Here is a 25,037-nt window from a genome sequence, read left to right as displayed (position 1 = left end):
TGCCGCGCCTACCGGGGTGCCAGGTGAGTTCGGCGGCGGGTGCCGCTGGTGTGTGGTTGCTCGCGCCCACGCGGCGGCAGCCGCATGTCAAACACAGCCCCGCGCCCCTAAAGGGGCGCTTCAGCTCGCGGCGTTCCAGGCAATCGCCCCACAAAGTCCGCGACCGCCGTCCGCACGTCCTCCGCCGTCCAGTCCAGGCCCTCGGCCGTCACCGTCACCTCGGTCATGGACAGGCCCGGGCCCTTCGTGTCCCAGAAGCCGACGAAGAGGTAGGTGCCGGTCTCCTCGGCCTGGCGCACCGCCGCCTCCAGCAGTACGTCCGCGTCGTACGGCAGCCAGAGCTGGAACTGGTGGGTGTGCGGTTCCCCGGGGTGGACGCGGGCCCAGGGGACGGCCGACCCGGCGAAGCCCTCGCGCAGGGCCGCGGCCACCACGCGCGCGTGCCGTACGTAGTCCGGGAGGCGGGGGAGTTCGTGCTCCAGACCGATCAGGGCCGCGAGCGCCGTCGGGAACTGCTGGAAGACCATGCCGCCGTAGCGGTGGCGCCAGGTCTTCGCGTCCTCGACCAGGGACTTCGGGCCGGCCAGCGCGGCGCCGCCGAAGCCGTCGAGGGACTTGTAGAACGACACGTAGACGCTGTCCGCCAGGTCCGCGATCTCGGACAGGGAGTGACCGAGGTGGACGGTGGACTCCCACAGGCGCGCACCGTCGAAGTGCACCACCGCGTCGCGCTCCCGCGCCGCCTCCACCAGCTCCGTGAGCTCCTCCCAGGAGGGCAGGACGAAACCGGCGTCCCTGAGCGGCAGCTCCACCATCAGCGCCCCGAAGGGCTCCGCGAAGTCGCGTATCTCCTGGGCCGTGGGGAGCCGGGGCTCGCCGGTGACGCGCACGGTGCGCAGGCCGGCCACCTCACGGAAGGCGTCGCGTTCGTGCACCTCGGGGTGGGCGAGGGCGTGCAGGGCGACCGTGGGGTTGCCGGTGCGGGCCGCCCAGCAGCGCAGGGCGACCTGCTGGGCCATCGTGCCGGTCGGGAAGAACGCGGCGGCCTCCGTGCCCAGCAGGGCCGCGACACGCCGCTCCAGGGCCTCGACGACGCCGTTGCCGTAGATGTCCGACGGTTCGTCCAGGTCGTACACCTCGGGGGCCGCCTCCTGGAGCCGCGCGAGCCGTTCGCGGAGCGGGGCCCGCAGGCCCGTGCGCGCGAGGACACGGGTGGCCCCCCGGTAGGCGGCGGCGCGCCGCTCCCGCATCCGCTCCTCCGCCGACAGGGGTTCCTTCGGCTCTTCGTCCCGGGCCGTCGTCTCGTCCTGGGCCGTCGTCGTATCGCTCATGCCGTGGATGATGCCCTGGCCCGTCCAGCGGGGGCCTCGCATTTTCCGTGCCGCCTTTCCGTGCCACCGGTGTGACCCGTCACCCACAGCCTGTGGACGGCCAATCGGCCCCGAACCGGATAGCGTTAACATGACGAGAAATCGTCCGGTACCCAGAGCGGACTGGAACGGGAAGGCCACCCTCGCGTGAGTACAGTCCAACAGCCAGACCCCGGCGACCGCCCCGCGCGGCTCACCGTCGGTGTCGTCGGCGCCGGCCGGGTGGGCCCCGCGCTGGCCGCGTCGCTGCAGCTCGCCGGCCACCGCCCGGTGGCCGTCTCCGGGGTCTCCGACGCCTCCCGGCGGCGCGCCGAGGCGATGCTGCCCGACGTCCCGCTGGTACCCCCCGCCGAGGTCCTCCGACGCGCCGACCTGGTCCTGCTGACCGTCCCCGACGACGCCCTGCCCGGCCTGGTCACCGGCCTCGCCGAGACCGGCGCCGTACGGCCCGGCCACCTGCTCGTGCACACCTCCGGCCGGTACGGCGCGAGGGTCCTGGACCCGGCCCTGCGCGCGGGCGCGCTGCCGCTGGCCCTGCACCCGGCGATGACCTTCACCGGGACGCCGGTGGACGTGCAGCGGCTGGCCGGCTGCTCGTTCGGGGTGACCGCGCCCGAGGAGCTGCGGCTGGCCGCCGAGGCCCTGGTCATCGAGATGGGCGGCGAACCGGAGTGGATCTCCGAGGAGAACCGCCCGCTCTACCACGCGGCCCTCGCCCTCGGCGCCAACCACCTGGTCACCCTGGTCGCCCAGTCCATGGAGCTGCTGCGCACCGCCGGTGTCGAGGCCCCCGATCGGATGCTCGGCCCGCTGCTCGGCGCAGCCCTGGACAACGCCCTGCGCTCCGGCGACGCGGCGCTGACCGGGCCGGTCGCGCGCGGGGACGCCGGCACCGTCGCCGCGCACGTCACGGAGTTGCGCCGGCACGCCCCGCAGGCCGTCGACGGCTACCTGGCGATGGCCCGCGCGACGGCCGACCGGGCGCTCGCGCACGGCCTGCTGAAGCCGGAGCTCGCCGAGGACCTGCTCGGTGTCCTCGCCACGGGGACGCACACGCCGCAGAACGGGGAAGACCGATGAGCCGCCGCCCCTTCGAACTCGCCCCCACCGTCGACGACCTCAGGCACGTGCAGGACCACTTCGCGGAATCGGGCCGCACCGCCGTCGTCATGACCATGGGCGCCCTGCACGAGGGGCACGCCACGCTGGTCAGGGCGGCCCGCGAGCACGTCGGCCGCAAGGGCCTCGTGATCGTCACCGTCTTCGTGAACCCCCTGCAGTTCGGGCAGGGCGAGGACCTCGACCGCTATCCGCGCACCCTGGACACCGACCTGAAGATCGCGGAACAGGCGGGCGCGGACGCCGTGTTCGCCCCCTCCGTCGACGAGGTCTACCCGGGCGGGCAGCCCCAGGTGCGGGTCACCGCGGGGCCGATGGGCACGCTCCTGGAGGGCGCCTCCCGCCCCGGGCACTTCGACGGCGTCCTCACGGTCGTCGCCAAGCTGCTGCACCTCACCCGCCCCGACGTGGCCCTGTTCGGGCAGAAGGACGCCCAGCAGCTTGCCGTGATCCGGCGCATGGCGCGCGACCTGAACTTCGGCATCGAGATCGTCGGCGTCCCGACGGTGCGGGAGTCCGACGGGCTCGCACTGTCCAGTCGCAACCGCTACCTGTCGGCCGACGAGCGGCGCACGGCGCTCACGCTGTCCCGTGCGCTGTTCGCCGGCCGCGACCGGCACGCGGCACAGGAGGCGCTGCGCGCGCGGGCGCGCGAAGTGCCGTCCACGCGGGCGCGCGCCGAGGCGCTCAGCGCCATAGGCGAATCCCGCGCGGCCGCCGACGCGCACGCCGTCGCCAAGGCCGTGCCGAACGCCGCCGCGGCGGTCCGCGCGGCCGCCCGCCAGGTCCTGGACGACGCGGTCCACTACGACCCGCCGCTCCACCTGGACTACCTCGCCCTGGTCGACCCGTCCGACTTCACCGAGATCGACGACGACTTCACCGGAGAGGCCGTCCTCGCCGTCGCCGCCCGGGTCGGGACGACCCGGTTGATCGACAACCTTCCGCTCACCTTCGGAACCCTCGGAGCCGCCTCGTGACCAGCACAGGCACCAGCACAGGCACCACCACCGGCATACGGCTGCACGCGCCCGCCCCCGGGTGGAGCATCTCGGCGGACGTGGTCGTCGTCGGGTCCGGGGTGGCCGGGCTGACCGCCGCCCTGCGCTGCCAGGCCGCCGGGCTGACCACGGTCGTCGTCACCAAGGCCCGCCTGGACGACGGCTCCACGCGCTGGGCGCAGGGCGGCATCGCCGCGGCCCTCGGCGAGGGCGACACCCCCGAACAGCACCTCGCGGACACCCTGGTGGCCGGCGCCGGACTCTGCGACGAGGACGCCGTACGGATCCTGGTCACCGAGGGCCCCGGCGCGGTACGGCGGCTCATCGACACCGGCGCCATCTTCGACGAGTCCTCCGAGGGCGGCCTCGACCTCACCCGCGAGGGCGGCCACCACCGGCGCCGGATCGCGCACGCGGGCGGCGACGCCACCGGCGCAGAGGTCTCCCGGGCCCTCGTGGAGGCGGTACGCGCGCGCGGGCTGCGCGCCATCGAGAACGCGCTCGTCCTGGACCTGCTGACCGACGCCGAGGGCCGTACGGCCGGTGTCACCCTGCACGTCATGGGCGAGGGCCAGCACGACGGCGTGGGCGCCGTGCACGCCCCCGCGGTCGTCCTCGCGACCGGCGGCATGGGCCAGGTGTTCTCCGCCACCACCAACCCGTCGGTGTCGACCGGCGACGGCGTGGCGCTGGCCCTGCGCGCCGGCGCCGAGGTCAGCGACCTCGAATTCGTGCAGTTCCACCCGACCGTGCTCTTCCTCGGCCCGGACGCCGAGGGCCAGCAGCCGCTGGTCTCCGAGGCGGTCCGCGGCGAGGGTGCCCACCTGGTCGACGCGGACGGCACGCGCTTCATGGTGGGACAGCACGAACTGGCCGAACTGGCGCCCCGGGACATCGTCGCCAAGGGCATCATGCGGCGCATGCAGGAGCAGGACGCCGAGCACATGTACCTCGACGCCCGGCACTTCGGCGCCGACATGTGGGAGCACCGCTTCCCGACCATCCTGGCCGCCTGCCGCGCCAACGGCATCGACCCGGTCACCGAGCCCATCCCGATAGCGCCGGCCGCGCACTACGCCTCCGGGGGCGTACGCACCGACGCGCGGGGGCGCACGACCGTCCCCGGGCTCTACGCCTGCGGAGAGGTCGCGTGCACCGGCGTGCACGGCGCGAACCGGCTCGCCTCCAACTCCCTCCTCGAAGGCCTCGTCTACGCCGAGAGCATCGCCGCCGAGATCACGGCGGCCCGTGCGGAGCACGGCCTGCACGCGCGCGTGCCCGCACCGGTCCCGCACCCCGAGAAGCCCGCGCACCCGCTGCTCGCCCCCGAGACCCGCTTCGCCATCCAGCGGATCATGACCGAGGGCGCCGGCGTGCTGCGCTCCGAGGAGTCCCTCGCCCGGGCCGCCGAACAGCTCCAGCGGCTGCACGCGGACGCCCGCGGCGCACTGGACGAGAACGGCAAGACCGCCGAGCCCGGCGTCGACACCTGGGAGGCCACCAACCTCCTGTGCGTCGCGCGCGTGCTCGTCGAGGCGGCCCGCCGCCGCGAGGAGACCCGCGGCTGCCACTGGCGGGAGGACCACGCCGACCGCGACGACGCCCGGTGGGAGCGCCACATCGTCGTACGGCTGAATCCGGACCGCACGCTGGCGGTGGCCACCACCGACACCGCAGACTTCCCCCCTACCCGGCCCCACCAGCCACACCAGGAGCAGTGACAGACGTGAGCACCAACGACCTTCCCCTCGCCGACGGCGGCGGCTGCGGCGACGGCTGTGCCTGCGGCGCCGAGGGCGACGAGGAGTACCTGGAGTGCGGGCTCGACCCCGCGCTCGCCGAGCTGCTGGCCGCGGCCGGACTCGACCCCATCGAGGTCGAGGACATCGCCAACGTGGCCGTCCAGGAGGACCTGGCGGGCGGCCTGGACGTGACGACCGTGGCCACGATCCCCGAGGAGGCCGTGGCCACCGGCGACTTCGTCGCGCGCGAGGCCGGTGTCGTCGCGGGCCTCAGGGTCGCCGAGGCCGTGGTCTCCGTGGTCTGCACCGACGAGTTCGAGGTCGAGCGGCACGTCGAGGACGGCGACCGGGTCGAGGCCGGGCAGAAGCTGCTCTCGATCACCACCCGCACCCGCGACCTGCTCACCGCCGAGCGCAGCGCGCTCAACATCCTGAACCGCCTCTCCGGCATCGCGACGGCCACGCGCGCGTGGGCGGACGAGCTGGAGGGTACGCAGGCACGCGTGCGGGACACCCGCAAGACCACTCCGGGGCTGCGCTCCCTGGAGAAGTTCGCGGTGCGCAGCGGCGGGGGCGTCAACCACCGCATGTCGCTCTCCGACGCGGCCCTCGTCAAGGACAACCACGTGATCGCCGCCGGCGGTGTCGCCCAGGCCTTCAAGGCCGTCCGCGAGGCCTTCCCGGAGCTGGCGATCGAGGTCGAGGTCGACACCCTGCACCAGCTGCGCGAGGTCGTCGACGCGGGCGCCGACCTGATCCTGCTGGACAACTTCACGCCGATGGAGTGCGAGGAGGCCGTCGCGATCGTCGGCGGGCGCGCGCTCCTGGAGGCGTCCGGGCGGCTCACGCTGGAGAACGCGCGGGCGTACGCCGACACGGGCGTGGACTTCCTGGCCGTCGGCGCCCTCACCCACTCCTCGCCGATCCTGGACATCGGCCTGGATCTGCGCGAGGCGGAGTGACCCCATGCTCCTCACCATCGACGTCGGCAACACCCACACCGTCCTCGGCCTCTTCGACGGCGAGGACATCGTCGAGCACTGGCGCATCTCCACGGACGCGCGCCGTACCGCCGACGAGCTGGCGGTGCTCCTCCAGGGCCTGATGGGCATGCACCCGCTGCTCGGCGACGAGCTCGGCGACGGCATCGACGGGATCGCGATCTGCGCGACCGTGCCGAGCGTGCTGCACGAGCTGCGCGAGGTCACCCGGCGGTACTACGGCGACGTGCCGGCGGTGCTGGTGGAGCCCGGGGTGAAGACCGGGGTGCCGATCCTCACCGACAACCCCAAGGAGGTCGGCGCCGACCGGATCATCAACGCGGTCGCCGCCGTCGAGCTGTTCGGGGGGCCGGCGATCGTCGTCGACTTCGGTACGGCGACGACCTTCGACGCGGTGTCCGCGCGCGGGGAGTACGTCGGGGGTGTGATCGCGCCGGGTATCGAGATCTCCGTGGAGGCGCTGGGCGTCAAGGGCGCGCAGCTGCGGAAGATCGAGGTGGCGCGGCCGCGGAGCGTGATCGGGAAGAACACGGTGGAGGCCATGCAGTCGGGCATCGTGTACGGGTTCGCCGGGCAGGTCGACGGGGTGGTCGGGCGGATGGCGCGGGAGCTGGCCGATGATCCGGACGATGTGACGGTGATCGCGACGGGTGGGCTGGCGCCGATGGTGCTCGGGGAGTCGTCGGTGATCGACGAGCACGAGCCGTGGCTGACGCTGGTGGGGTTGCGGCTGGTGTACGAGCGGAACGTGTCGCGGATGTGAGCGGTGGGTGGGGGCGGGTGTGGGTGTTTCGCCCCCGCCGCCCCTACCCGTCCCGTCCTTGAAGGGGGTGGGCCCCCTTCGACCGCCCGTTTCGGGGGCTGCCGCCCCCGGGCCCCCGCTTCGGCCTGGACGGCCTCGTCCTCAAACGCCGGACGGGCTGAAAAGCAACAGCAAAGCGCCGGACGGGCTGGAGGGGGTGCCCGCCGGACGGGCTGAAAGGCAACCTCAAACGCCGGACGGGGTGAAAGGCAACCTCAGACGACGGACGGGCTGGGGAGTGGCGGCTTGCTGGTCGGCGGCGGCCAGGTGGGTGGCGGTGGGGCGCCACACCCGTGCGGTATGTCGAGTTTGTCTGATTTACGCGTATCTTCGGACCATGCCCACGCCATACGGATCCCGCGGCGGCATGGTGTTCGGTGCGGAGGAGCTGCGTGTGCTCCGCCGTGCTCTCGCCCTCGCCCTTCACCCCGGTCCCGTCTCCGCCGAGGACGTCAAGGACTGTCATCGGCTCGCCGAGTCGCTCGACGAGGCGATCGGCGAGGGGGCCCGGCTTCGTGCCTTCCTGATGGCCGATCTGGCCCGGTACCGCGCCGCCCTGCCGGGGACCGTCGCCGGTTACCTCGCCCTCCTGGAGGAGGCGCTGGGGGCCGGGTACCGGCCCACCCCGGACGATCTCGCCGCGCTGCGGGCGCTGCGGGGGAACGCCGGCGCCGCCGCACTGCTCGGCCGCTGCCAGGACCTCGCCGAGCGCGACGTGCGGGCCCGGCTCGCCCAGGGGGCCCGGAAGGTGCCCGCCCCCGCCGTTCCGGCCTCCAGGGTCCGGCTGACGGCCCTGCCGGGCGGCGTGGCCAAGGAGCCGGAGAAGAAGCCCAAGGAGAAGCCCGCCGAACGGCCCGCCCCGCAGCCCGCGGCCCCCGAGCCTGACGCGCCGAAGCGGCCCATTCCGACTCCGGGCGAGGTCTTCCCCAGACGCCGGCCCGCCTCGCCGCCGGCCGGGCCCCCGCAGCAGCTCGCCGCGGGCTGAGCGGCCGTCCGGGGGCGGTTCGCCCACCCCGCCCCTTTCGCCCGGTACCCCGTGGCTACTCTGGACGCATGGACTACGTCTCCGCGCTGCTGCCTCCGGTCGTCATGGCCGTCTTCTTCATCGGTCTGGTCCGGGTGATCGTGAAGACCCAGGGCGGGGCCGCCAAGGCCAAGGAGGACGCGGCCGTGGACGCCGCCCTCGAGCGCGCGGCGAGTGCCCGCCAGGCCGCCGTCTCCAAGCCCGACGGGGCCTGAACCGAGCCGCGGTCTCCCGGCGTACGGCTCGCCGCGCGTCGCCCGTCGAGGGCGCGCTTTCCGAGCCGTACGCCCTTTTTGTTCGCCTTTGCTGATGAAAGTGCACGTCCGGCACGTCATTGGCCGGATCTCCCACTATTGTTCTGAGCTGTGCCTCGCCCATTGGGAGAACTCGAAGACGCGGTCATGACGCGGGTGTGGAAGTGGAACCGCCCGGTGACCGTTCGGGAAGTCCTGGAAGACCTTCAGCAGGAACGGTCGATCGCCTACACCACGGTGATGACCGTTTTGGACAATCTCCATCAGAAGGGCTGGGTCCGGCGGGAGGCCGAAGGGCGCGCCTATCGATATGAGGCCGTCTCCACCCGGGCCGCCTACGCCGCCGCCCTGATGAACGACGCCTGGTCGCAGAGCGACAACCCGGCCGCCGCACTCGTCGCCTTCTTCGGGATGATGAGCGACGAACAGCGGCAGGCCCTGCAGGACGCCGTGCGCATCGTGCAGGGTCCGGATAGCCGGGAACGGCGGGAAGAGAGGGAAGGCCGGGAAGCCCCGCGAGAGGAGAACCCCGGCTCCGTGGCGGACACCCGCGGGCGATAGCGTCCGCTCATGTCAGCGACGCGCCCCGAAGTCACCGCAAAAGCCATCACCGTCCGGCGGGCCCGGACCAGCGATGTCCCGGCGGTGCGCCGCCTCCTCGACGCGTACGTTCGCGACCGCATCCTGCTCGACAAAGCCACCGTGACGCTTTACGAGGACATCCAGGAGTTCTGGGTCGCGGAACGCGACGACAACGCCGAGGTGGTCGGCTGCGGCGCTCTGCACGTGATGTGGGAAGACCTCGCGGAAGTACGCACTCTCGCGGTGAACCGGAGCCTCAAGGGCGCCGGTGTCGGTCATCAGTTGCTGGAGAAGTTGCTGGAGACCGCGCGTTGGCTTGGTGTTCGCCGCGTTTTCTGTCTGACCTTCGAAGTCGAGTTCTTCGGGAAGCACGGCTTCGTGGAGATCGGCGAGACGCCCGTAGACACCGATGTCTACGCGGAGCTGCTGCGTTCCTATGACGAGGGTGTCGCGGAGTTCCTCGGACTCGAACGAGTGAAACCGAACACCTTGGGCAACAGCCGGATGCTTCTGCATCTGTGATCGTCAAGAGGGAGCTATTCCGGGCGACCCGCCTTGCCCAGGTGCCCTATGTCCGAAACGCGCATGTTTCCGGGTGGGAGCGGGCCCCTCGGTCTCTCCCAGGGGTTTGTGTTTTTCCCGCAAAAGCGGTTTGCTTTCCGACGTACTGCAGTACTGCATATAACAGGGGGCGGCGAAACGGCGGACGCCGCACACCCCCGGCCCTGAAGTTTTCGATGAAAGGAAATCCGGTGGCACAGAAGGTTCAGGTCCTTCTTGTCGACGACCTCGACGGCGGCGAGGCGGACGAGACCGTGACGTTCGCGTTGGACGGCAAGACGTACGAGATCGATCTCACGACCGCCAATGCGGACAAGCTGCGCGGTCTTCTCGACGCCTATGTCAAGGGTGGTCGGCGTACCGGCGGCCGTGCTGCGGGTGGACGTGGGAAGGCCCGTGCGGCTTCCGGCGGCAGCCAGGACACCGCGCAGATTCGCGCGTGGGCCAAGGAGAACGGTTACGAGGTCAACGACCGCGGCCGTGTTCCCGCGACGATTCGCCAGGCCTACGAGGACGCCAACGCCTGACAGCCCTCCGGCCCGCGGCCCGCGCGCCGCAGCCGGATGCGGTGGCACTCCGTGGCCACCGTGTTCACCAGCCGTACGAGATCGGGGGCGCCTTTCACGCCCCCCATGGCCGACAGCGTCGGCAGCGAGGCCTCGACCTCGCACCCCGACTCGGGGGGCCGCAACCAGACGGCGGCCCCCTGTACGGGCCCGCACGGCCCGTCGCCGGGTCCGGACGACGACCGGACCCCGTCGGCCGCCGGCCCGGGCCGCACCGGGGCGTCCATCGCGCCCCCGGCGCCCAGTGCCCGCAGATCGAGGCCGAGGGCCGGCGCGCCCCACTCCAGCCAGTCCAGCAGCCCCGGCAGCTCCTCCGCGCTGCCCGCGGCCACCAGCAGCCGCATCCGGCCGCCCTGAAGGGCCACCGGAGAGCCCGGCGCCAGGTGCCCGAGCGCCCGCACACCCGCCCGCGCCGGCACCTCAAGGACGTCGAAACGCCTGCCCGTGACCAGCCGTAGCGGCTCTCCGGGCGTCGCGGGCACCGTCGCCCATCCCAGTTCGTTCTCGTACCAGTGCCGGAGCCGGCCCGGCCGCCCGGAATCGGGACCGGCACCGCACTCGGATCCGGAATCGGGGCCGCACGCGGAACCGGGGCCGGAACCGGAATCGAACGGACGACGGGGGTGAGGGACCGTGGAAGCTGCCGGAGGCGCTGTGCCAGCCATGCCGGGTGCAACCGTCCCCGAGCCACCAGAGTTACGCTGGGTGTACGTGTGACCGCGCAGGGTGCCGGAAATCGGGTCGGGCGGGGGTCCGGAGAGACGCAAGGTTGTTCGCCCGTAGCGGAGGGACCGGGGGCCCACGGCATGGACTGTCCGTAGCTGCGGGTAAGACATCCCTAGTGGGAGGGGGCGACACGCAGGCGAGGCCGTCTCACGTTCGCCATCGGCGTACTGACGGAAGGGGTAACTGCCTGGCCTGCGGGAACATCGTCTCGCACCATCGGGTTGGAGCATATGTCGGCGTTCGGGGTCAGGAGGCCATCGACGGTGTCGGCAGTTGGAATGAGCGGTCCCCGCTTGCGGGACTAAGCTGCGGAAGGACAGGGAGGGGAAGTTCCCCCCACTGCCTGACCGCTCTGAGGAGCGATTAACGATGTTCGAGAGGTTCACCGACCGCGCGCGGCGGGTTGTCGTCCTGGCTCAGGAAGAAGCCCGGATGCTCAACCACAACTACATCGGCACCGAGCACATCCTCCTGGGCCTGATCCACGAGGGTGAGGGTGTCGCCGCCAAGGCCCTTGAGAGCCTCGGGATTTCGCTCGAGGCGGTCCGCCAGCAGGTGGAGGAGATCATCGGCCAGGGCCAGCAGGCCCCGTCCGGGCACATCCCCTTCACCCCCCGTGCCAAGAAGGTCCTGGAGCTGTCGCTCCGGGAGGCCCTTCAGCTGGGCCACAACTACATCGGCACGGAGCACATCCTGCTCGGCCTGATCCGTGAGGGCGAGGGCGTCGCCGCCCAGGTCCTGGTCAAGCTGGGCGCTGATCTCAACCGGGTGCGGCAGCAGGTCATCCAGCTGCTCTCCGGTTACCAGGGCAAGGAGACCGCCACCGCAGGCGGCCCTGCCGAGGGCACCCCCTCGACGTCCCTGGTCCTCGACCAGTTCGGCCGGAACCTCACCCAGGCCGCTCGTGAGTCCAAGCTCGACCCGGTCATCGGGCGCGAGAAGGAGATCGAGCGGGTCATGCAGGTGCTGTCCCGCCGTACCAAGAACAACCCGGTCCTGATCGGTGAGCCCGGCGTCGGCAAGACCGCCGTCGTCGAGGGCCTCGCCCAGGCCATCGTCAAGGGCGAGGTGCCCGAGACCCTCAAGGACAAGCACCTCTACACCCTGGACCTCGGCGCCCTGGTCGCCGGCTCCCGCTACCGCGGTGACTTCGAGGAGCGCCTGAAGAAGGTGCTCAAGGAGATCCGCACCCGCGGCGACATCATCCTGTTCATCGACGAGCTCCACACGCTGGTCGGTGCGGGTGCCGCCGAGGGCGCCATCGACGCGGCTTCGATCCTGAAGCCGATGCTGGCCCGCGGTGAGCTGCAGACCATCGGTGCCACCACCCTGGACGAGTACCGCAAGCACCTGGAGAAGGACGCGGCCCTGGAGCGCCGCTTCCAGCCCATCCAGGTCGCCGAGCCGTCCCTGCCGCACACGATCGAGATCCTCAAGGGTCTGCGTGACCGGTACGAGGCCCACCACCGGGTCTCCATCACGGACGAGGCGCTGGTCCAGGCCGCCACCCTGGCCGACCGCTACATCTCCGACCGCTTCCTGCCGGACAAGGCGATCGACCTGATCGACGAGGCCGGTTCCCGGATGCGCATCCGCCGGATGACCGCGCCGCCGGACCTCCGCGAGTTCGACGAGAAGATCGCCGCCGTCCGCCGGGACAAGGAGTCCGCGATCGACTCGCAGGACTTCGAGAAGGCCGCCTCCCTCCGCGACAAGGAGAAGCAGCTCCTGGCCGCCAAGGCCAAGCGGGAGAAGGAGTGGAAGGCCGGCGACATGGACGTCGTCGCCGAGGTCGACGGCGAGCTGATCGCCGAGGTGCTGGCCACGGCCACGGGCATCCCGGTCTTCAAGCTCACCGAGGAGGAGTCCTCGCGCCTGCTGCGCATGGAGGACGAGCTCCACAAGCGGGTCATCGGCCAGGTCGACGCCGTCAAGGCGCTGTCGAAGGCGATCCGCCGTACGCGTGCCGGTCTGAAGGACCCGAAGCGCCCCGGTGGCTCGTTCATCTTCGCGGGCCCGTCCGGTGTCGGTAAGACCGAGCTGTCCAAGGCCCTCGCCGAGTTCCTCTTCGGTGACGAGGACGCGCTGATCTCCCTCGACATGTCGGAGTTCAGCGAGAAGCACACGGTGTCGCGTCTCTTCGGTTCGCCCCCCGGCTACGTGGGCTACGAAGAGGGCGGCCAGCTGACCGAGAAGGTCCGCCGCAAGCCGTTCTCCGTCGTCCTCTTCGACGAGGTGGAGAAGGCCCACCCGGACATCTTCAACAGCCTGCTGCAGATCCTGGAGGACGGTCGCCTGACCGACTCCCAGGGCCGGGTCGTGGACTTCAAGAACACGGTCATCATCATGACGACCAACCTCGGCACCCGGGACATCTCCAAGGGCTTCAACCTGGGCTTCGCGGCCACGGGTGACACGAAGTCCAACTACGAGCGCATGAAGAACAAGGTCCAGGACGAGCTCAAGCAGCACTTCCGGCCCGAGTTCCTCAACCGCGTCGACGACGTGGTCGTCTTCCCGCAGCTGACGCAGGAGGACATCCTGCGGATCGTCGACCTCATGGTCGGCAAGGTGGACGAGCGCCTCAAGGACCGGGACATGGGCATCGAGCTCTCCCAGTCCGCCAAGGAGCTGCTGTCCAAGAAGGGCTACGACCCGGTGCTGGGCGCGCGTCCGCTGCGTCGCACGATCCAGCGCGAGATCGAGGACACGCTCTCGGAGAAGATCCTCTTCGGCGAGCTGCGCCCCGGTCACATCGTGGTCGTCGACACGGAGGGCGAGGGCGACACCGCGACCTTCACCTTCCGCGGCGAGGAGAAGTCGGCGCTGCCCGACGTCCCGCCGATCGAGCAGGCGGCTGGCGGTGCCGGACCGAACCTGAGCAAGGAGGCGTAAGCCTCAGGGCCACGCCTTGAAGGGGCCGGTGCTTCTCGGAGCACCGGCCCCTTCAGCGTTCCACCAGGCCGATGTCCGCTCCGGGGAAGTACGCGGAGAACCGGGACGTGGGAAAGGCGTGCCCCGGCATGTTCTGCAGGATCACGGAGCGCACCGCGGGCAGTCGGCGGGCCAGGACGGAGAAGTCCTCGGTGCCGAGCAGCCCGGGGACGCGCAGTGCCCTGACGCCGGAGAGCTCCGGCATGCGCTCGACGGAGCGCGGCAGCTCCCGCAGGATCCGCGCGTTCAGATGCAGGGTCCGCAGCTCCGGCAGTCCGGCCACCGCCTGCCAGTCGGCCGCCGTCAGCTCCGCGGTCAGTGGTCCGAGGCTGAGATCCTTGAGGCTGGTCCAGTGCTCCAGGCCGCGCAGCCCGGTGCGGTTCGTGCTGTTCCGGCCGAGGAAGAGGAACTCCAGTGGCGCGTCGGCGGGCAGCACCTCGCCGAGGCTGTCGCCGGGGAGCTGCTGTTCCACGGTGAGCCGGACGAGCGAGCCAAGCGACCGCAGGCCGGAGACGTCGGCGATCTGTCCGCAGATCAGCTCGGTGATCCGCAGCTCCGCGAGCCGCTCCAGGCCGTGTGCCGCCGGACAGCGGGCCAGCAGCAGATTGCGCAGGGATCCGAAGGGCGACAGGTCGCCCAGGTCGCTGAGGAGCGGGTTGTCCCGCAGGTCGAGGAGGGTCAGGGCCCCGGGCTCGCGGACCGAGTCGAGGATCTGTCCGACCGAGTGCCCGCCCAGGAACGCGAGACCGCGCCAGGGCCGCATCCCGGGCAGGGCGGCCCGCTGCTCGGCGGACTCACAGGTGAGATAGAGGCCGGCGCGAGGCAGCTCGTCCAGCACCTCCGCCGCATAGAGCGCGGTGTCGAAGCGGCTCCAGGTCCCCACCAGCTGCCGGCGCACCTTGAGGTCCGGATGGTCGCGGAACCGGCGCAGCACTCCGAGGGCTCCCTCCGGTTCCTCGGCGCCCAGCAGGGAGGCGGTGACGACGACGCTCCGTGCCTCCTCCGCCGTCAGCCCCTCGGGCCCCGGCAGCAGCTCCAGCACCAGGGGCCCGGCCTCCGCGAGCGTCTTCGCGTCCTCCGTGGTCCGCGGCGGGATCAGCTCCGCCGCGCGCCGCTCGACCTCCGCCCGCACGTCCGCGTCCAGCGCCACCGCGTGTTCCAGGCAGGCCAGCGCCAGCAGGGTCAGCCGGGGCGACCGAGCGGCGAGCAACCGCCGTAGCAGCGAGGCCCGTTCCCCGGGCCGTGCGTGGGCCACGGCCATGCGGATCACGTCCTCCCACTGCGTGTCGTCCGCGTGGCCGGCGAGGACGTCCAGATGGCCCTCCTCCACCGCGTACCGGGCGCCCAGGTAGTCCTGGAAGGTGCGGTGGACGAAGTCCACGACGCCGTCGGCGGGTTGCCGGACCAGCCCGCTGCGCAGGAGCAGGGTGCGCAGCACGGTCCAGGCGTCCCGGTTGCCGGGCAGTGCGACGACCGGCAGGCTGCGGTCCACGATCGCCTCGGCCGTCTCCAGGTCCATCTCGGTACGGCCGCTCAGCACCAGCGCGTACGCGAGCCGTTGCAGCAGCTCCAGCTGGGCCTCCTCGCCCAGCTCCACCTCGTCCACCGCCGCCAGGCCCCGCTCCCGGTCCCGGCGCGTCAGCAGCATCGTGAGGGCGGCGTCGTACAACTCCTTGCGGCCGGTGGGGAGATAGCCGCGGCGCTCCCGGTGCAGGGCGCAGATCAGGCCGCACATCAGGGGGTTGGTGGCGAGGCGGGCCAGGTCGCGTTTGGTGCGCAGGGAGTCGAGGAGCGGGCCCTCGAACCGCGGGGCGTCGGCCGCCGTGTGCCAGCGGTGGACGAAGACCGCCACGTCCGTGCGGCGCATGGGGGCCAGGGTCAGTTCGCGGAAGCCCGGTGCGGCGAGCCAGTCGGGGCGCACCGCGGTGGGGCGGGAGGTCAGCAGCCAGCGGTTGCCCGGGAAGGCGTGGACGAGGGAGAGCAGCCAGTCGCGGACGCGGTACCGGTCGTTGGCGGGGATCTCGTCCAGCCCGTCGACGAGGATCAGGCCGCGGCCCGCGGTGAGGACGCGTTCCGCCCAGCCCTCGGGCGCCGACAGCGGGCAGCCCACCGCCGTCAGGAAGGCCGCGGGGGCGGGAAAGGGGTCCGAGCCGCGGATCAGGGTGCGCAGCGGGAGGACGTACGGAATGTGCGCGCCCTCGCGTGCCGCCGTCACCGCCAGCCACTGGACCAGCGTCGTCTTGCCGGAGCCGGCGTCGCCGCGAACCAGGACGCGGTCGTGGGTGAGCAGGGCTTCCTCGGCGGGGAGCTGGACGGTGACCGGGGCCGCGCCGGGGCCGTCACCGGGGAGGGCGTCGTCGTCGGCGGCGGCCGTCGCCTCCAGGCTGAGATAGGCGACTTCGAGTGGCCAGCGGTCGGGGGTGTCCCGCAGGTCGATGCCGTAGATGGTGATGTGGTTGTGGCGCTCGGCGACGTAGGAGCGGTAGCGGCGCTCGAAGGCGGTGTCGCGGCCGTCGGGGCGGGGGACACGGGCGAGCAGCTCGTCGGTCTTCGCGATGAGTTCGGTCTGGACCCGGGTCTGTTCCACGAGGGTGCGGGCGACGAAGGTGGAGCGGCGGGTGAAGAACTCCAGGATCTGCAGGCAGGCCCACTCCGTCGCGGAGCCGAGGAAGTGGCCGGCGTCGGCGGACAGGCCGTCGGGCGCGGGTGCCGAGCGCGTGAGCGTCCGGGCGAGTTCGCGGTGGCCGAGCCGTACGGCCTGGACGTCGTCCATGTCCAGGTCGCCGAGGGCGAGCAGCCGGCGGGCGAGGGCGTCGGCGACGGCGATCCGCTCGTCGGCCCGGAAGGGCGGCTCACCAGGCGAGTCCACCGCCTGCCGGACCAGGTGCTCGGCGAGCCTGTGCACGTCCTTCTCGACCAGCACACGCTTCTCGCCCCGGAACGACACCAGGTCCTTCAGCCGCACCGGCCGATTCACCAGCCCCGCGCCCGGCCCGTCCGCCACGAACAGCTTCTTCAGCAGCGGGCCCATCAGGCTCGACGCCAGCTTCCCGCCCAGTACCGTCGGCTCCATCCGCCACCCCCGTGAGTCCCGTCAGCGGATGGAGCCTATCGGCGGCCTACGACAACTGGCCGTTGTAGTCCGGCAGCTTGAACGTCTTGTCGGCGTGGCCGCCCGAGAGGTCGGTGGCGCTGTTGCCGATGTTCGCGATGATGTCGTAGCCCTTGTTCTCGATGTCGACGCGCTGGGCGGTCTTGTAGGCGGCGACGTCCTTGAACAGGTCGAGGAAGCCGCGCACGTAGAGGCCGGAGACCTGGTAGCCGTCGTACTCGAGGTTGTACTCGGTCGGCAGGTAGATGATGCCGGGGCGGGCGGTGACGAAGAACAGGGAGACGCCGTGCTGCTGGGCGTACTTGGCGACGTTCAGGACCGGCTTGTTGGCCGGCTGGGGGTAGCTGAAGCCGAAGTCGGTCTCCAGCGTGGTGTTGTCGATGTCGAAGACGATCGCCTGCTTCTCGCCCGGCTTGGCGGCGGCGATGCGCTCCTTCAGGTACGGCAGGGCCTGGTCCATCACGGACTGGCAGTCCTGCTGCCAGGTGGCGTAGTCGACCGTGGTGGAGCTGCTCTCCGTCGCGGCCTGGGCCGGCGCGGCCATCCCGGCGAGCGCGGCCACGGAGACGGCGGTGACGGAGATGCGGCGGGTCCAGCTGCCTGTGGTCATCGGTGGGGGTGTCCTCTCACGTCCGGCTGTGTCAGGGGCATGGTGAGCGAGGGAAGTGGCGTGAGGGGAACGGTAGGGTTACTGGGGAGTAGGTGGCTAGGGGTGTGCAGCACGAGATCTGCGGCCGGAGAGGTCGGGGGAGAAGCCGCCGGCGTAGCGCCCGTCACATTTCGGTGGTTGTGGATCTCGGTCGCCGGTGACATAGCGCACGGGCGAAATGCCCGTTACTAGGCGGCATAGTGGACCTGCCGCGAGGGCGAACAGGGATTTTTGCCCCATGGGTCGCATGCGGGGTGATTGCCGTGAATGGCCTGCCCGGTCGGGGCGGCTGTGTCAAGAAACGGTCAATTCTGGGCATTGTTACTAACAAGCCTCGTAGGCGGCGGGGTTTGAGCGCGGCCCGGCCTCCGGGTTACCAAGGGATGCCCCGTGCGGCGGCCGCCCCAGTGGGCCGGTGCCGGAGGGGGGTCCTGTTGTCTACCCCACGAGGTTCCGATGTCCCTGCGCGCCACTGCCCGTTCCCCCCGTACGTCCTCGCTCCGCAAGCGTGCCGCCGTTCTGGCCGCCGGTGTCGGAGTCGCGGCCGTGGTGGGGTCGGGGGTCGCGTCGGCCGCCACCTCCAGTGCCGCCGCCTGGGTCCACCCGGTGAAGAAGTACACGCTCTCCGCGACCTTCAACCAGGCCGGCGGCATGTGGGCCGCCAGGCACAGCGGTCAGGACTTCGCGGTGCCGAGCGGCACCGAGGTCGTCGCGGCGCACGGCGGCACCGTCGTCAAGGCCGGCGGCAACGGCGCCGGCGACGGTCCCGCGTACGGCAACGCCATCGTCGTCAAGCACGGCAACGGCCAGTACTCGCAGTACGCGCACCTGTCCCGCATCGACGTCAGGGTCGGCCAGATCGTGAAGACCGGTCAGCACCTCGCCCGCTCCGGCAGCACCGGCAACTCCTCCGGCCCGCACCTGCACTTCGAGATCCGTACGACCCCGAACTACGGCTCCGCGGTCAACCCCGTCGCCTTCCTGCGCGCCAAGGGTGTGACCGTCTAAGAGGCGTCCGACGGCGCCTTGTCCGGGCCCTGGTCCGGGCCCTCGGCCGGGTGTGAGCCCCGGTGGGCCTGGGTCACCAGGTCCACGGCGACCTCCAGGACCGCCTCGCGCTTCTCCCGGGGGTCGCCCTCGACGTCCTGCATCACGAACATGCCGGCGTGCAGGGTGAAGAGCGCGCTGATGCAGCGGATCTGGTCGGTCAGCGCCGCGTCCGGGTCGATGATGATGTTCCGCAGGCCGCGCATCCGGTCCTTGAAGGTGTCGCCGATCCGCAGCTCCCGGACCGTCGCCTGGTTCTCCTGCATGAACCGGAACAGCGGTTCGGCGTCGGCGAGCGCCTTGTGGTACCGCCGTACGATCTCCTGCTTGGTCTCCAGGGTGTGCGGCTGGCCCTTGCCCCACTCGATCAGGTCCTCGATCGGCCGCGTCAGGTCCTCGAAGACGCTGACCAGGATCTCTTCCTTGGTCTTGAAGTGGTAGTAGAGGGCCGCCTTGGTCACGTCGAGGCGCTCGGCGATCTCCCGCAGGGAGGTCTTCTCGTAGCCCTGCTCGGCGAAGAGTTCGAGAGCCACGTCCTGGATGCGCTGGCGGGTGTTCCCGCGGCGCTGCTGCTTGGTGCCGTCCATGGTGACGCTCATCCTCTAACTCCTCGTGCTCCCGCGAAAACTTGCTTGCCGCCCGGCTAGTAAACTTACTTGACGCCCGGCTAGCAATGGGTCTAACTTCCGAGTGTACTGAACTAGCCGGGCGGCAAGTAAGTAGCTGTCGCCAGGGGGAGTGGGAGAGATGGCGGACACCCAGGCGGCCGAGACCGGCCAGGAATCACCGGGGGCACCGGCAGCGGCCGAGGTGCCGGAGAAAGAGCCGAAGAGCGTGCGGGTCGTGATGCTCGCGCTCATGGTCGCGATGATGCTCGCGATGCTCGACAACATGATCGTGGGCACGGCGATGCCGACCATCGTGGGCGAGCTGGGCGGTCTGGAGCACCTGTCGTGGGTGGTGACCGCGTACACCCTCGCGACCGCGGCGGCCACCCCGCTCTGGGGCAAGCTCGGTGACATGTACGGGCGCAAGGGCGCCTTCATGACCTCCATAGTCATCTTCCTGGTCGGCTCCGCGCTCAGCGGCATGGCCCAGGACATGGGCCAGCTGATCGGGTTCCGGGCCGTTCAGGGGCTCGGCGCCGGCGGTCTGATGGTCGGCGTCATGGCGATCATCGGTGACCTCGTGCCGCCCCGCGAGCGCGGCAAGTACCAGGGCATGATGGCCGGCGTGATGGCGCTCGCCATGATCGGCGGCCCGCTGGTCGGCGGCACCATCACCGACAACTGGGGCTGGCGCTGGGCCTTCTACATCAACCTGCCGCTCGGCGTCGTCGCGCTGGCCGCCATCAGCGCCGTACTGCACCTGCCGAAGAAGCGGAACAAGACGCGCATCGACTACCTGGGCGCCGCACTGCTGACCCTCGGCATCACCTCGATCGTGCTGGTCACCACCTGGGGCGGCTCCCAGTACGCCTGGACGTCCGCGCGGATCATGGAACTGATCGCCATCGGCGTCGTCGCCCTGATCGGCTTCGTCTTCTGGCAGACCAAGGCCGCCGAGCCGATCCTGCCGCTGCACGTCTTCCGCAGCCGCAACTTCACCCTGATGTCGATCATCGGCTTCATCGTGGGCTTCGTGATGTTCGGCGCCACGCTGTTCCTGCCGCTCTACCAGCAGTCCGTGCAGGGCGCGTCCGCGACCAACTCCGGTCTGCTGCTGCTCCCGATGCTCGGCGCGATGCTGGTGACCTCGATGGTCGCCGGGCGGGTCACCACCAACACCGGCCGCTACAAGATCTTCCCCCTCGCGGGCGGTGTGCTGCTGACCGTCGGGCTGTACCTGCTGTCCACGATGGACACGGACACCACCCGGTTCACCTCCGGTGTGTACATGGCCGTCGTCGGCCTCGGCATGGGCTGCCTGATGCAGATCACCATGCTGGTCGCGCAGAACAGCGTGGAGATGAAGGACATGGGCGTCGCGTCCTCGTCCACCACCTTGTTCCGCACGCTCGGCTCGTCCTTCGGTGTCGCCATCATGGGCGCGATCTTCAACAACCGGGTCAAGGACGTGATGGCCGAACGGGCCGGTTCGCTCGGCTCCAAGATCACCGAGCAGTCGGCGCAGCTGGACGCGAAGAGCCTGGCGAAGCTGCCGGCGGCGGCGCGCGAGGCGTACCAGCACGCGGTGTCGGCCGGTACCCACTCGGCGTTCCTGCTCGGTGCCGTGGTCGCCGTGCTGGTGCTGGTGGCGGCGGTCTTCGTGAAGGAGGTCCCGCTGAAGGGCGGGCCGCAGAAGTCGGACGAGGCGGCGCCGATGCCGGTGGTCGAGGCGGTCTGAGACCGGGTGCGGGTGGTTCTGGGGGCTGCCGCCCCCAGGCCCCCGCATCATCGGCCTTCGGCCTCGTCCTCAAACGCCGGACGGGCTGGTTTTCTAGCATTGGCCCCGTGGACAAGTTGCGCCAGCTGCGCCTCGCCAAGGACGCCATGGACCGGGACTGGGCCGACCCGGCCCTGGACCTCGACGCGGTCGCCGCGCACGCCGGGTACTCGCGGTACCACTTCCTCCGCGCCTTCAAGGAGGCGTACGGCGAGACACCCGGCCAGTACCTGACGCACCGCAGGATCGAGCGGGCGGAGGAGATGCTCCGCAGCGCGGACCTCACCGTCACCGAGATCTGCCACCTGGTCGGCTTCAGCAGCCTCGGCACCTTCTCCGCGAAGTTCAAGGCCCGTACCGGGCTCAGCCCCACCGAGTACCGCACCGAGCACGTCGGCCGCGGCGCCTCCCTGATCCCCGGCTGCTACGCCCTCCTGTGGGCCGGCGGGTTCCCGAGCAGAAGCGCAACTTCCGAGAAGCGCGGCCCGGACCCGGCTGCCTACGGTGACGGACAGGAACAGCGACCGTCCGGCGGCAGCGGCCGGACAGGCAGGAGAGCGGAGCCATGATCCAGGGTCTGGCCATCACCACCGTGTGGACCTTCGACCAGCAGCGCACCAAGGCCTTCTTCACCGAGAAGCTCGGCTTCGAGCTGCGCGACGACATCGCGATGGGCGACATGCGCTGGGTCACCGTCGGCGCCAAGGACCAGCCCGGCGTCGAGCTCGCCCTGATGCGCCTGGACGGGCCGGGCCTCGACCCCGACTCCGCGGAGGCGCTGCGCAAACTGGTCGCCAAGGGGGTCATGGGAGCCGGCGCGTTCCGCACGGACGACTGCCGCGGCGACTACGAGACCTTCCGGGCGCGGGGCGTCGAGTTCGTCCAGGAGCCCAAGGAACGGCCGTACGGCATCGAGGCGATCTTCCGCGACGACAACGGCAACTGGTACTCGCTGACCGAGCGCAGCGAAGAGCTCGACTTCTCCAAGGAGTTCTGAGCGTGCCGACGGAGACCGGGCCCGACCACACCGCCGTCCGCACCGCCCTGTGGCGGGCGCTGCACCTGCGCGCCGATCCGCCGCCGTACGTCATCGAGGACGAGGTCGGGCTCCGGCTCACCGAGCCGGACGCGGGCGGGGGTGCCGGGGGCGGCTGGTGGGCCCGGCCGGACATGGATGTCGAGGGCACCCGGCGGACCAGGGCGTCCATCGTGGCCCGGGCGCGGTTCGTGGAGGACCTGGTGCTGGCGGAGGCCGGGCGCGGGGTGGACCAGTACCTCGTCCTCGGCGCCGGGCTCGACACCTTCGCGCAGCGCCGGGCCGCCGACGCGGTGGCCGCCGGGCTACGGGTGTTCGAGGCCGACCGGGCCGGAGCCGTGGCCTGGAAGCGGCGGCGGCTGACCGAGCTGGGATACGGCGTGCCCGACTGGCTGGCGCTGGTGCCGGTGGACTTCGAGGGGGACTGGTGGGGGCAGCTGGTCGCCGCCGGGATTGATCCCGGCCGGCCGGCCGTGGTCGCGTCCGCCGGGGTCACGATGTACCTCACGGAGGATGCCATCGCCGCCACCTTCCGGCACATCGCCGCGCTCGCCCCCGGATCGACGCTGGTCACGACGTTCCTGCGGCCCATCGAGGACGTCGAGCCGGACCAGCAGGAGCAGCTGCGGGTGGCCCAGCGGGGCGCGCGGGCCTCCGGCACGCCCTTCCTGAGCTTCTACACGCCCGAGCGGATGGCGGCCCTCGCCCGCGAGGCCGGTTTCCGGGACACCCGGCACGTCCCGGCCGGGGAACTCGCCGACCGCTACTTCGCCGACCGCACCGACGGCCTGCGCCCGTCCCGCGGCGAGGAACTCCTCGTGGCCACCACCTGAGGGGTCACCTGAGGGGTCGGCTGAAGGGCCGGCCGAAGCGCTGACTGAAGGGCCTGCCGGAAGAGAGAGCTTGCCCGCCCCCGGGCAGCTGTGCCCTGCCCGGCCCCGGGCAGCTGTGCCCCGGCCGGTCGCGGGCGGCTGTTCGTCAGCGGTTTCCCGACTGGGCGGGCCCCGGCAGCATCGGATAGCTGCCCGTGGCCGTCGGCGCGTGCTCCGGGAGCCACAGCACGGCCACCGCGCCCTCCGCCGGGATGTGCTCGGGGGCGCCCGCCGGGCGGATGTTGCGGAAGGTCAGCCGGGCGCCCAGGACGCGCGCCTGGCCCGCCGCGATCGTCAGGCCCAGGCCGTGGCCCTGGCCCGCGCGGTCCTCGCTGCCGGTACGGAAGCGGCTCGGGCCCTCCGCGAGCAGCTTCTCGGGGAATCCGGGGCCGTGGTCGCGGACCCGGATGACCCGGCCCTCGACGGTCACCTCGATGGGCGGCTTGCCGTGCCGGGCCGCGTTGGCGAGCAGGTTGAACAGCACCCGCTCCAGCCGGCGCGGATCGGTGGTGACCTCCGACTCGTGCACCACCCGAACCTCGATCTCCGGGTCCTTCGCGGCCACCCGCCGGGCGACGAACTCGCCCAGCATGATGTCCTGCAGCTCGGCCCGCTCGGAGGCACTGTCGAGACGGGCCACCTCCAGCACGTCCTCGACGAGGGTGCGCATCGCCTTCGCCCGGTCCAGGACCAGCTCCGTCGGCCGGCCGGGCGGGAGGAGCTCGGCCGCGGTGAGCAGACCGGTCACCGGCGTCCGCAGCTCGTGCGCGATGTCGGCCGTCACCCGCCGCTCGGCCTCAAGGCGTTGCTGCAACGCGTCCGCCATGGCGTCCACCGCCCGCGCCAGGTCGTCGGTCTCGTCCCGTACGACCCCGCCGATCGCCTCCCGCACCCGGACGTCCGGCTCGCCCTGGGCGACCTGGTTGGCCGCGGACGCCGCCTTGCGCAGCCGCCGCGAGAGCTGTCCGCCGATCAGCACGCCGAGCGCGCTGCCGCCGAGGACGACCGCGATGGAGCCGATGACGAGGGCCTGGTCGAGGTCCTTCAGCACATTGCTGCTGCGGTTCGCGAAGGTGCTGTGCAGGGACAGCACACGCCCGTCCTTGGCCTGTACGGCCGCCCAGATGTCCGGGGCTCCGGCGCCGTGGTCGATGACGTCGGTCGCCCGGCGGCCCGCGTCGACCCGCTCGCGCAGCGCCGGCGGCAGCCGCGGGTCGTCGACCTTGACGTCCGGGAAGTTCGCCCTCCCGTACAGCTCGTAGTTGCGCTGGCCGATCTGCAGTCGCTCGTTGGCCAGCTCGCGCGCGTTGTCCAGCATCGAGACCCGGGCGGCGTTGTGCACCACCAGGCTCAGCGCGATCGCGACCAGCGCGCCGACCAGCGCGATCGCCGCGCTCAGCTTCCATCTGAGTCCGGTGCGCAGACCCGGACCCCGGTACCGGCTGGAGAACCCCCGCATGACCGCCTCGCTCAGGCCTTCAACTTGTAACCGAAACCACGGACCGTCTCGATCCGGTCCTGGCCGATCTTGGTCCGCAGCCGCTGCACATGGACGTCGACGACCCGGGTGTCCCCGCCCCAGCCGTAGTCCCAGACGCGTTCGAGCAGCTTGTCGCGGGAGAGCACGGTCCCCGGTGCCGAGGAGAACTCCAGGAGCAGCCGCATCTCGGTGGGCGTGAGCGCGACCGGCTGCCCGGCCCGGCGCACCTCCATGCCCTCGGTGTCGATCTCCAGGTCGCCGAAGACGAGCAGGCCGCCGGAGACCGGAGCCGCGTCCTCGTGCGGCTTCTCGCCGCCGCTCGCGTGCCCGAAGCGGCGCAGCACCGCCCGGATCCGGGCGACCAGTACGGCGCCGTCGAACGGCTTGGTGACGTAGTCGTCGGCGCCCGCCTCCAGGCCCAGCACCACGTCGATCGAGTCGGCGCGCGCCGACAGCATGATCACCGGGACGGTCGACTCGTCGCGGATGCGCCGGCACAGACTCACCCCGTCCAGGCCCGGGACCATCACGTCCAGCAGGGCGATGTCGGGCCGGTCGGCGCGGAAGGCGTCGAGGCCCGACAGACCGTCGGGCATGGCGGTGACCGCGAAGCCGTCCCGCTCCAGGGCGAGCTGGGTGGCCTCGCGGATGACGTCGTCGTCCTCGACGAACAGAACGTGGGTCTGGTCAGCCATCCCGGCTCTCTCGGTGGTCGGTGGGTTCTGTCGGTGGGTGCTGGGGGTCGAACGGGTTGGGCGTGCGGCGCGGGTTCAG

At 71.4% G+C, this 25,037-nt stretch carries 23 protein-coding genes; 16 read left to right on the top strand and 7 right to left on the bottom strand.

The window, feature by feature from the left end:
* Positions 1-107: 107 nt before the first annotated feature.
* Positions 108-1,331: a beta-eliminating lyase-related protein gene (locus ABZ887_RS10840; protein WP_361285927.1), complete on the bottom strand. Its 1,224-nt coding sequence runs from the start codon at positions 1,329-1,331 to the stop codon at positions 108-110.
* A 186-nt stretch (positions 1,332-1,517) separates the two neighbouring features.
* On the opposite strand from ABZ887_RS10840, the gene ABZ887_RS10835 reads away from it, so the two are divergent.
* The 10 genes from ABZ887_RS10835 to ABZ887_RS10790 all read left to right on the top strand — a co-directional run bounded on the left by ABZ887_RS10835 (position 1,518) and on the right by ABZ887_RS10790 (position 9,983).
* Positions 1,518-2,450 carry a DUF2520 domain-containing protein gene (locus ABZ887_RS10835; RefSeq protein ID WP_361285924.1) on the top strand — a complete coding sequence of 311 codons (933 nt, stop codon included), beginning with the start codon at positions 1,518-1,520 and terminating at the stop codon, positions 2,448-2,450.
* Positions 2,447-3,469 (top strand): pantoate--beta-alanine ligase, encoded by a 1,023-nt coding sequence (panC, locus tag ABZ887_RS10830; protein WP_361285921.1) that lies wholly within the window; start codon positions 2,447-2,449, stop codon positions 3,467-3,469. The genes ABZ887_RS10835 and panC overlap by 4 nt, the downstream gene beginning before the upstream one ends.
* Positions 3,466-5,211 carry an L-aspartate oxidase gene (locus ABZ887_RS10825; RefSeq protein ID WP_361285918.1) on the top strand — a complete coding sequence of 582 codons (1,746 nt, stop codon included), beginning with the start codon at positions 3,466-3,468 and terminating at the stop codon, positions 5,209-5,211. Before panC ends, ABZ887_RS10825 begins: the two co-directional genes overlap by 4 nt.
* A gap of 5 nt (positions 5,212-5,216) precedes the next feature.
* Positions 5,217-6,194, top strand: coding sequence for a carboxylating nicotinate-nucleotide diphosphorylase (nadC, locus tag ABZ887_RS10820; RefSeq protein WP_361285915.1), 978 nt, complete (start codon positions 5,217-5,219; stop codon positions 6,192-6,194).
* Between the two features lie 4 nt (positions 6,195-6,198).
* Complete coding sequence (locus ABZ887_RS10815; RefSeq protein ID WP_359030816.1) at positions 6,199-6,996, top strand: type III pantothenate kinase; 798 nt, start codon at positions 6,199-6,201, stop codon at positions 6,994-6,996.
* Positions 6,997-7,402: 406 nt separating this feature from the next.
* Entirely contained in the window at positions 7,403-8,020 is a 618-nt protein-coding gene (locus ABZ887_RS10810; protein WP_361286694.1) for a hypothetical protein, read from the top strand.
* Between the two features lie 68 nt (positions 8,021-8,088).
* Complete coding sequence (locus ABZ887_RS10805) at positions 8,089-8,274, top strand: hypothetical protein (RefSeq protein ID WP_361285912.1); 186 nt, start codon at positions 8,089-8,091, stop codon at positions 8,272-8,274.
* A gap of 150 nt (positions 8,275-8,424) precedes the next feature.
* Positions 8,425-8,874: a BlaI/MecI/CopY family transcriptional regulator gene (locus ABZ887_RS10800; protein WP_361285909.1), complete on the top strand. Its 450-nt coding sequence runs from the start codon at positions 8,425-8,427 to the stop codon at positions 8,872-8,874.
* Between the two features lie 9 nt (positions 8,875-8,883).
* Positions 8,884-9,417: an amino-acid N-acetyltransferase gene (locus ABZ887_RS10795; protein ID WP_089099898.1), complete on the top strand. Its 534-nt coding sequence runs from the start codon at positions 8,884-8,886 to the stop codon at positions 9,415-9,417.
* 230 nt (positions 9,418-9,647) lie between these two features.
* Positions 9,648-9,983, top strand: coding sequence for an Lsr2 family protein (locus ABZ887_RS10790; protein ID WP_361285906.1), 336 nt, complete (start codon positions 9,648-9,650; stop codon positions 9,981-9,983).
* Here ABZ887_RS10790 and ABZ887_RS10785 read toward each other — a convergent pair.
* Positions 9,962-10,687, bottom strand: a complete 726-nt coding sequence (locus ABZ887_RS10785) for an SCO3374 family protein (RefSeq protein WP_361285903.1) — start codon at positions 10,685-10,687, stop codon at positions 9,962-9,964. The genes ABZ887_RS10790 and ABZ887_RS10785 overlap by 22 nt on opposite strands.
* Before the next feature lie 430 nt (positions 10,688-11,117).
* Here ABZ887_RS10785 and ABZ887_RS10780 point away from each other — a divergent pair, with 430 nt between their 5' ends.
* Positions 11,118-13,643 (top strand): ATP-dependent Clp protease ATP-binding subunit, encoded by a 2,526-nt coding sequence (locus ABZ887_RS10780; protein WP_189263131.1) that lies wholly within the window; start codon positions 11,118-11,120, stop codon positions 13,641-13,643.
* A 52-nt stretch (positions 13,644-13,695) separates the two neighbouring features.
* Here the strand turns inward: ABZ887_RS10780 and ABZ887_RS10775 are convergent, their stop codons facing one another.
* Both ABZ887_RS10775 and ABZ887_RS10770 read right to left on the bottom strand, forming a co-directional pair.
* The gene (locus tag ABZ887_RS10775) at positions 13,696-16,755 is read right to left on the bottom strand and encodes an NACHT domain-containing protein (protein ID WP_361285898.1); all 3,060 of its coding nucleotides are present in this window, start codon (positions 16,753-16,755) and stop codon (positions 13,696-13,698) included.
* Positions 16,756-16,801: 46 nt separating this feature from the next.
* Positions 16,802-17,404 carry an HAD family acid phosphatase gene (locus tag ABZ887_RS10770; RefSeq protein WP_361285895.1) on the bottom strand — a complete coding sequence of 201 codons (603 nt, stop codon included), beginning with the start codon at positions 17,402-17,404 and terminating at the stop codon, positions 16,802-16,804.
* Positions 17,405-17,899: 495 nt separating this feature from the next.
* Here ABZ887_RS10770 and ABZ887_RS10765 point away from each other — a divergent pair, with 495 nt between their 5' ends.
* Positions 17,900-18,451, top strand: a complete 552-nt coding sequence (locus ABZ887_RS10765; protein ID WP_361285892.1) for a M23 family metallopeptidase — start codon at positions 17,900-17,902, stop codon at positions 18,449-18,451.
* On the opposite strand, the gene ABZ887_RS10760 is transcribed toward ABZ887_RS10765, so the two are convergent.
* Positions 18,448-19,089: a TetR/AcrR family transcriptional regulator gene (locus ABZ887_RS10760; protein WP_361285889.1), complete on the bottom strand. Its 642-nt coding sequence runs from the start codon at positions 19,087-19,089 to the stop codon at positions 18,448-18,450. The genes ABZ887_RS10765 and ABZ887_RS10760 overlap by 4 nt on opposite strands.
* A 148-nt stretch (positions 19,090-19,237) precedes the next feature.
* Here ABZ887_RS10760 and ABZ887_RS10755 point away from each other — a divergent pair, with 148 nt between their 5' ends.
* The 4 genes from ABZ887_RS10755 (at position 19,238) to ABZ887_RS10740 (ending at position 22,744) form a co-directional block, all read left to right on the top strand.
* Positions 19,238-20,836 carry an MDR family MFS transporter gene (locus ABZ887_RS10755; RefSeq protein WP_361285886.1) on the top strand — a complete coding sequence of 533 codons (1,599 nt, stop codon included), beginning with the start codon at positions 19,238-19,240 and terminating at the stop codon, positions 20,834-20,836.
* Positions 20,837-20,982: 146 nt separating this feature from the next.
* Entirely contained in the window at positions 20,983-21,444 is a 462-nt protein-coding gene (locus ABZ887_RS10750) for a helix-turn-helix transcriptional regulator (protein ID WP_361286691.1), read from the top strand.
* Positions 21,441-21,872: a VOC family protein gene (locus ABZ887_RS10745; protein ID WP_361285883.1), complete on the top strand. Its 432-nt coding sequence runs from the start codon at positions 21,441-21,443 to the stop codon at positions 21,870-21,872. Before ABZ887_RS10750 ends, ABZ887_RS10745 begins: the two co-directional genes overlap by 4 nt.
* Before the next feature lie 2 nt (positions 21,873-21,874).
* Positions 21,875-22,744 (top strand): class I SAM-dependent methyltransferase, encoded by an 870-nt coding sequence (locus ABZ887_RS10740; RefSeq protein WP_361285880.1) that lies wholly within the window; start codon positions 21,875-21,877, stop codon positions 22,742-22,744.
* A gap of 145 nt (positions 22,745-22,889) precedes the next feature.
* Here the strand turns inward: ABZ887_RS10740 and cseC are convergent, their stop codons facing one another.
* Both cseC and cseB read right to left on the bottom strand, forming a co-directional pair.
* Positions 22,890-24,242 (bottom strand): two-component system sensor histidine kinase CseC, encoded by a 1,353-nt coding sequence (gene cseC, locus ABZ887_RS10735; RefSeq protein ID WP_361285877.1) that lies wholly within the window; start codon positions 24,240-24,242, stop codon positions 22,890-22,892.
* An 11-nt stretch (positions 24,243-24,253) separates the two neighbouring features.
* On the bottom strand, positions 24,254-24,958 hold the full coding sequence (cseB, locus tag ABZ887_RS10730) for a two-component system response regulator CseB (RefSeq protein ID WP_361285874.1): 705 nt from the start codon (positions 24,956-24,958) through the stop codon (positions 24,254-24,256).
* Between the last annotated feature and the right edge of the window lie 79 nt (positions 24,959-25,037).

It is taken from the genome of Streptomyces sp. NPDC047061, assembly GCF_040643955.1.
GTDB lineage: Bacteria > Actinomycetota > Actinomycetes > Streptomycetales > Streptomycetaceae > Streptomyces.
Note: the sequence above shows the minus strand (reverse complement) of the source record. Positions and strands in the feature narration are given on the sequence as shown.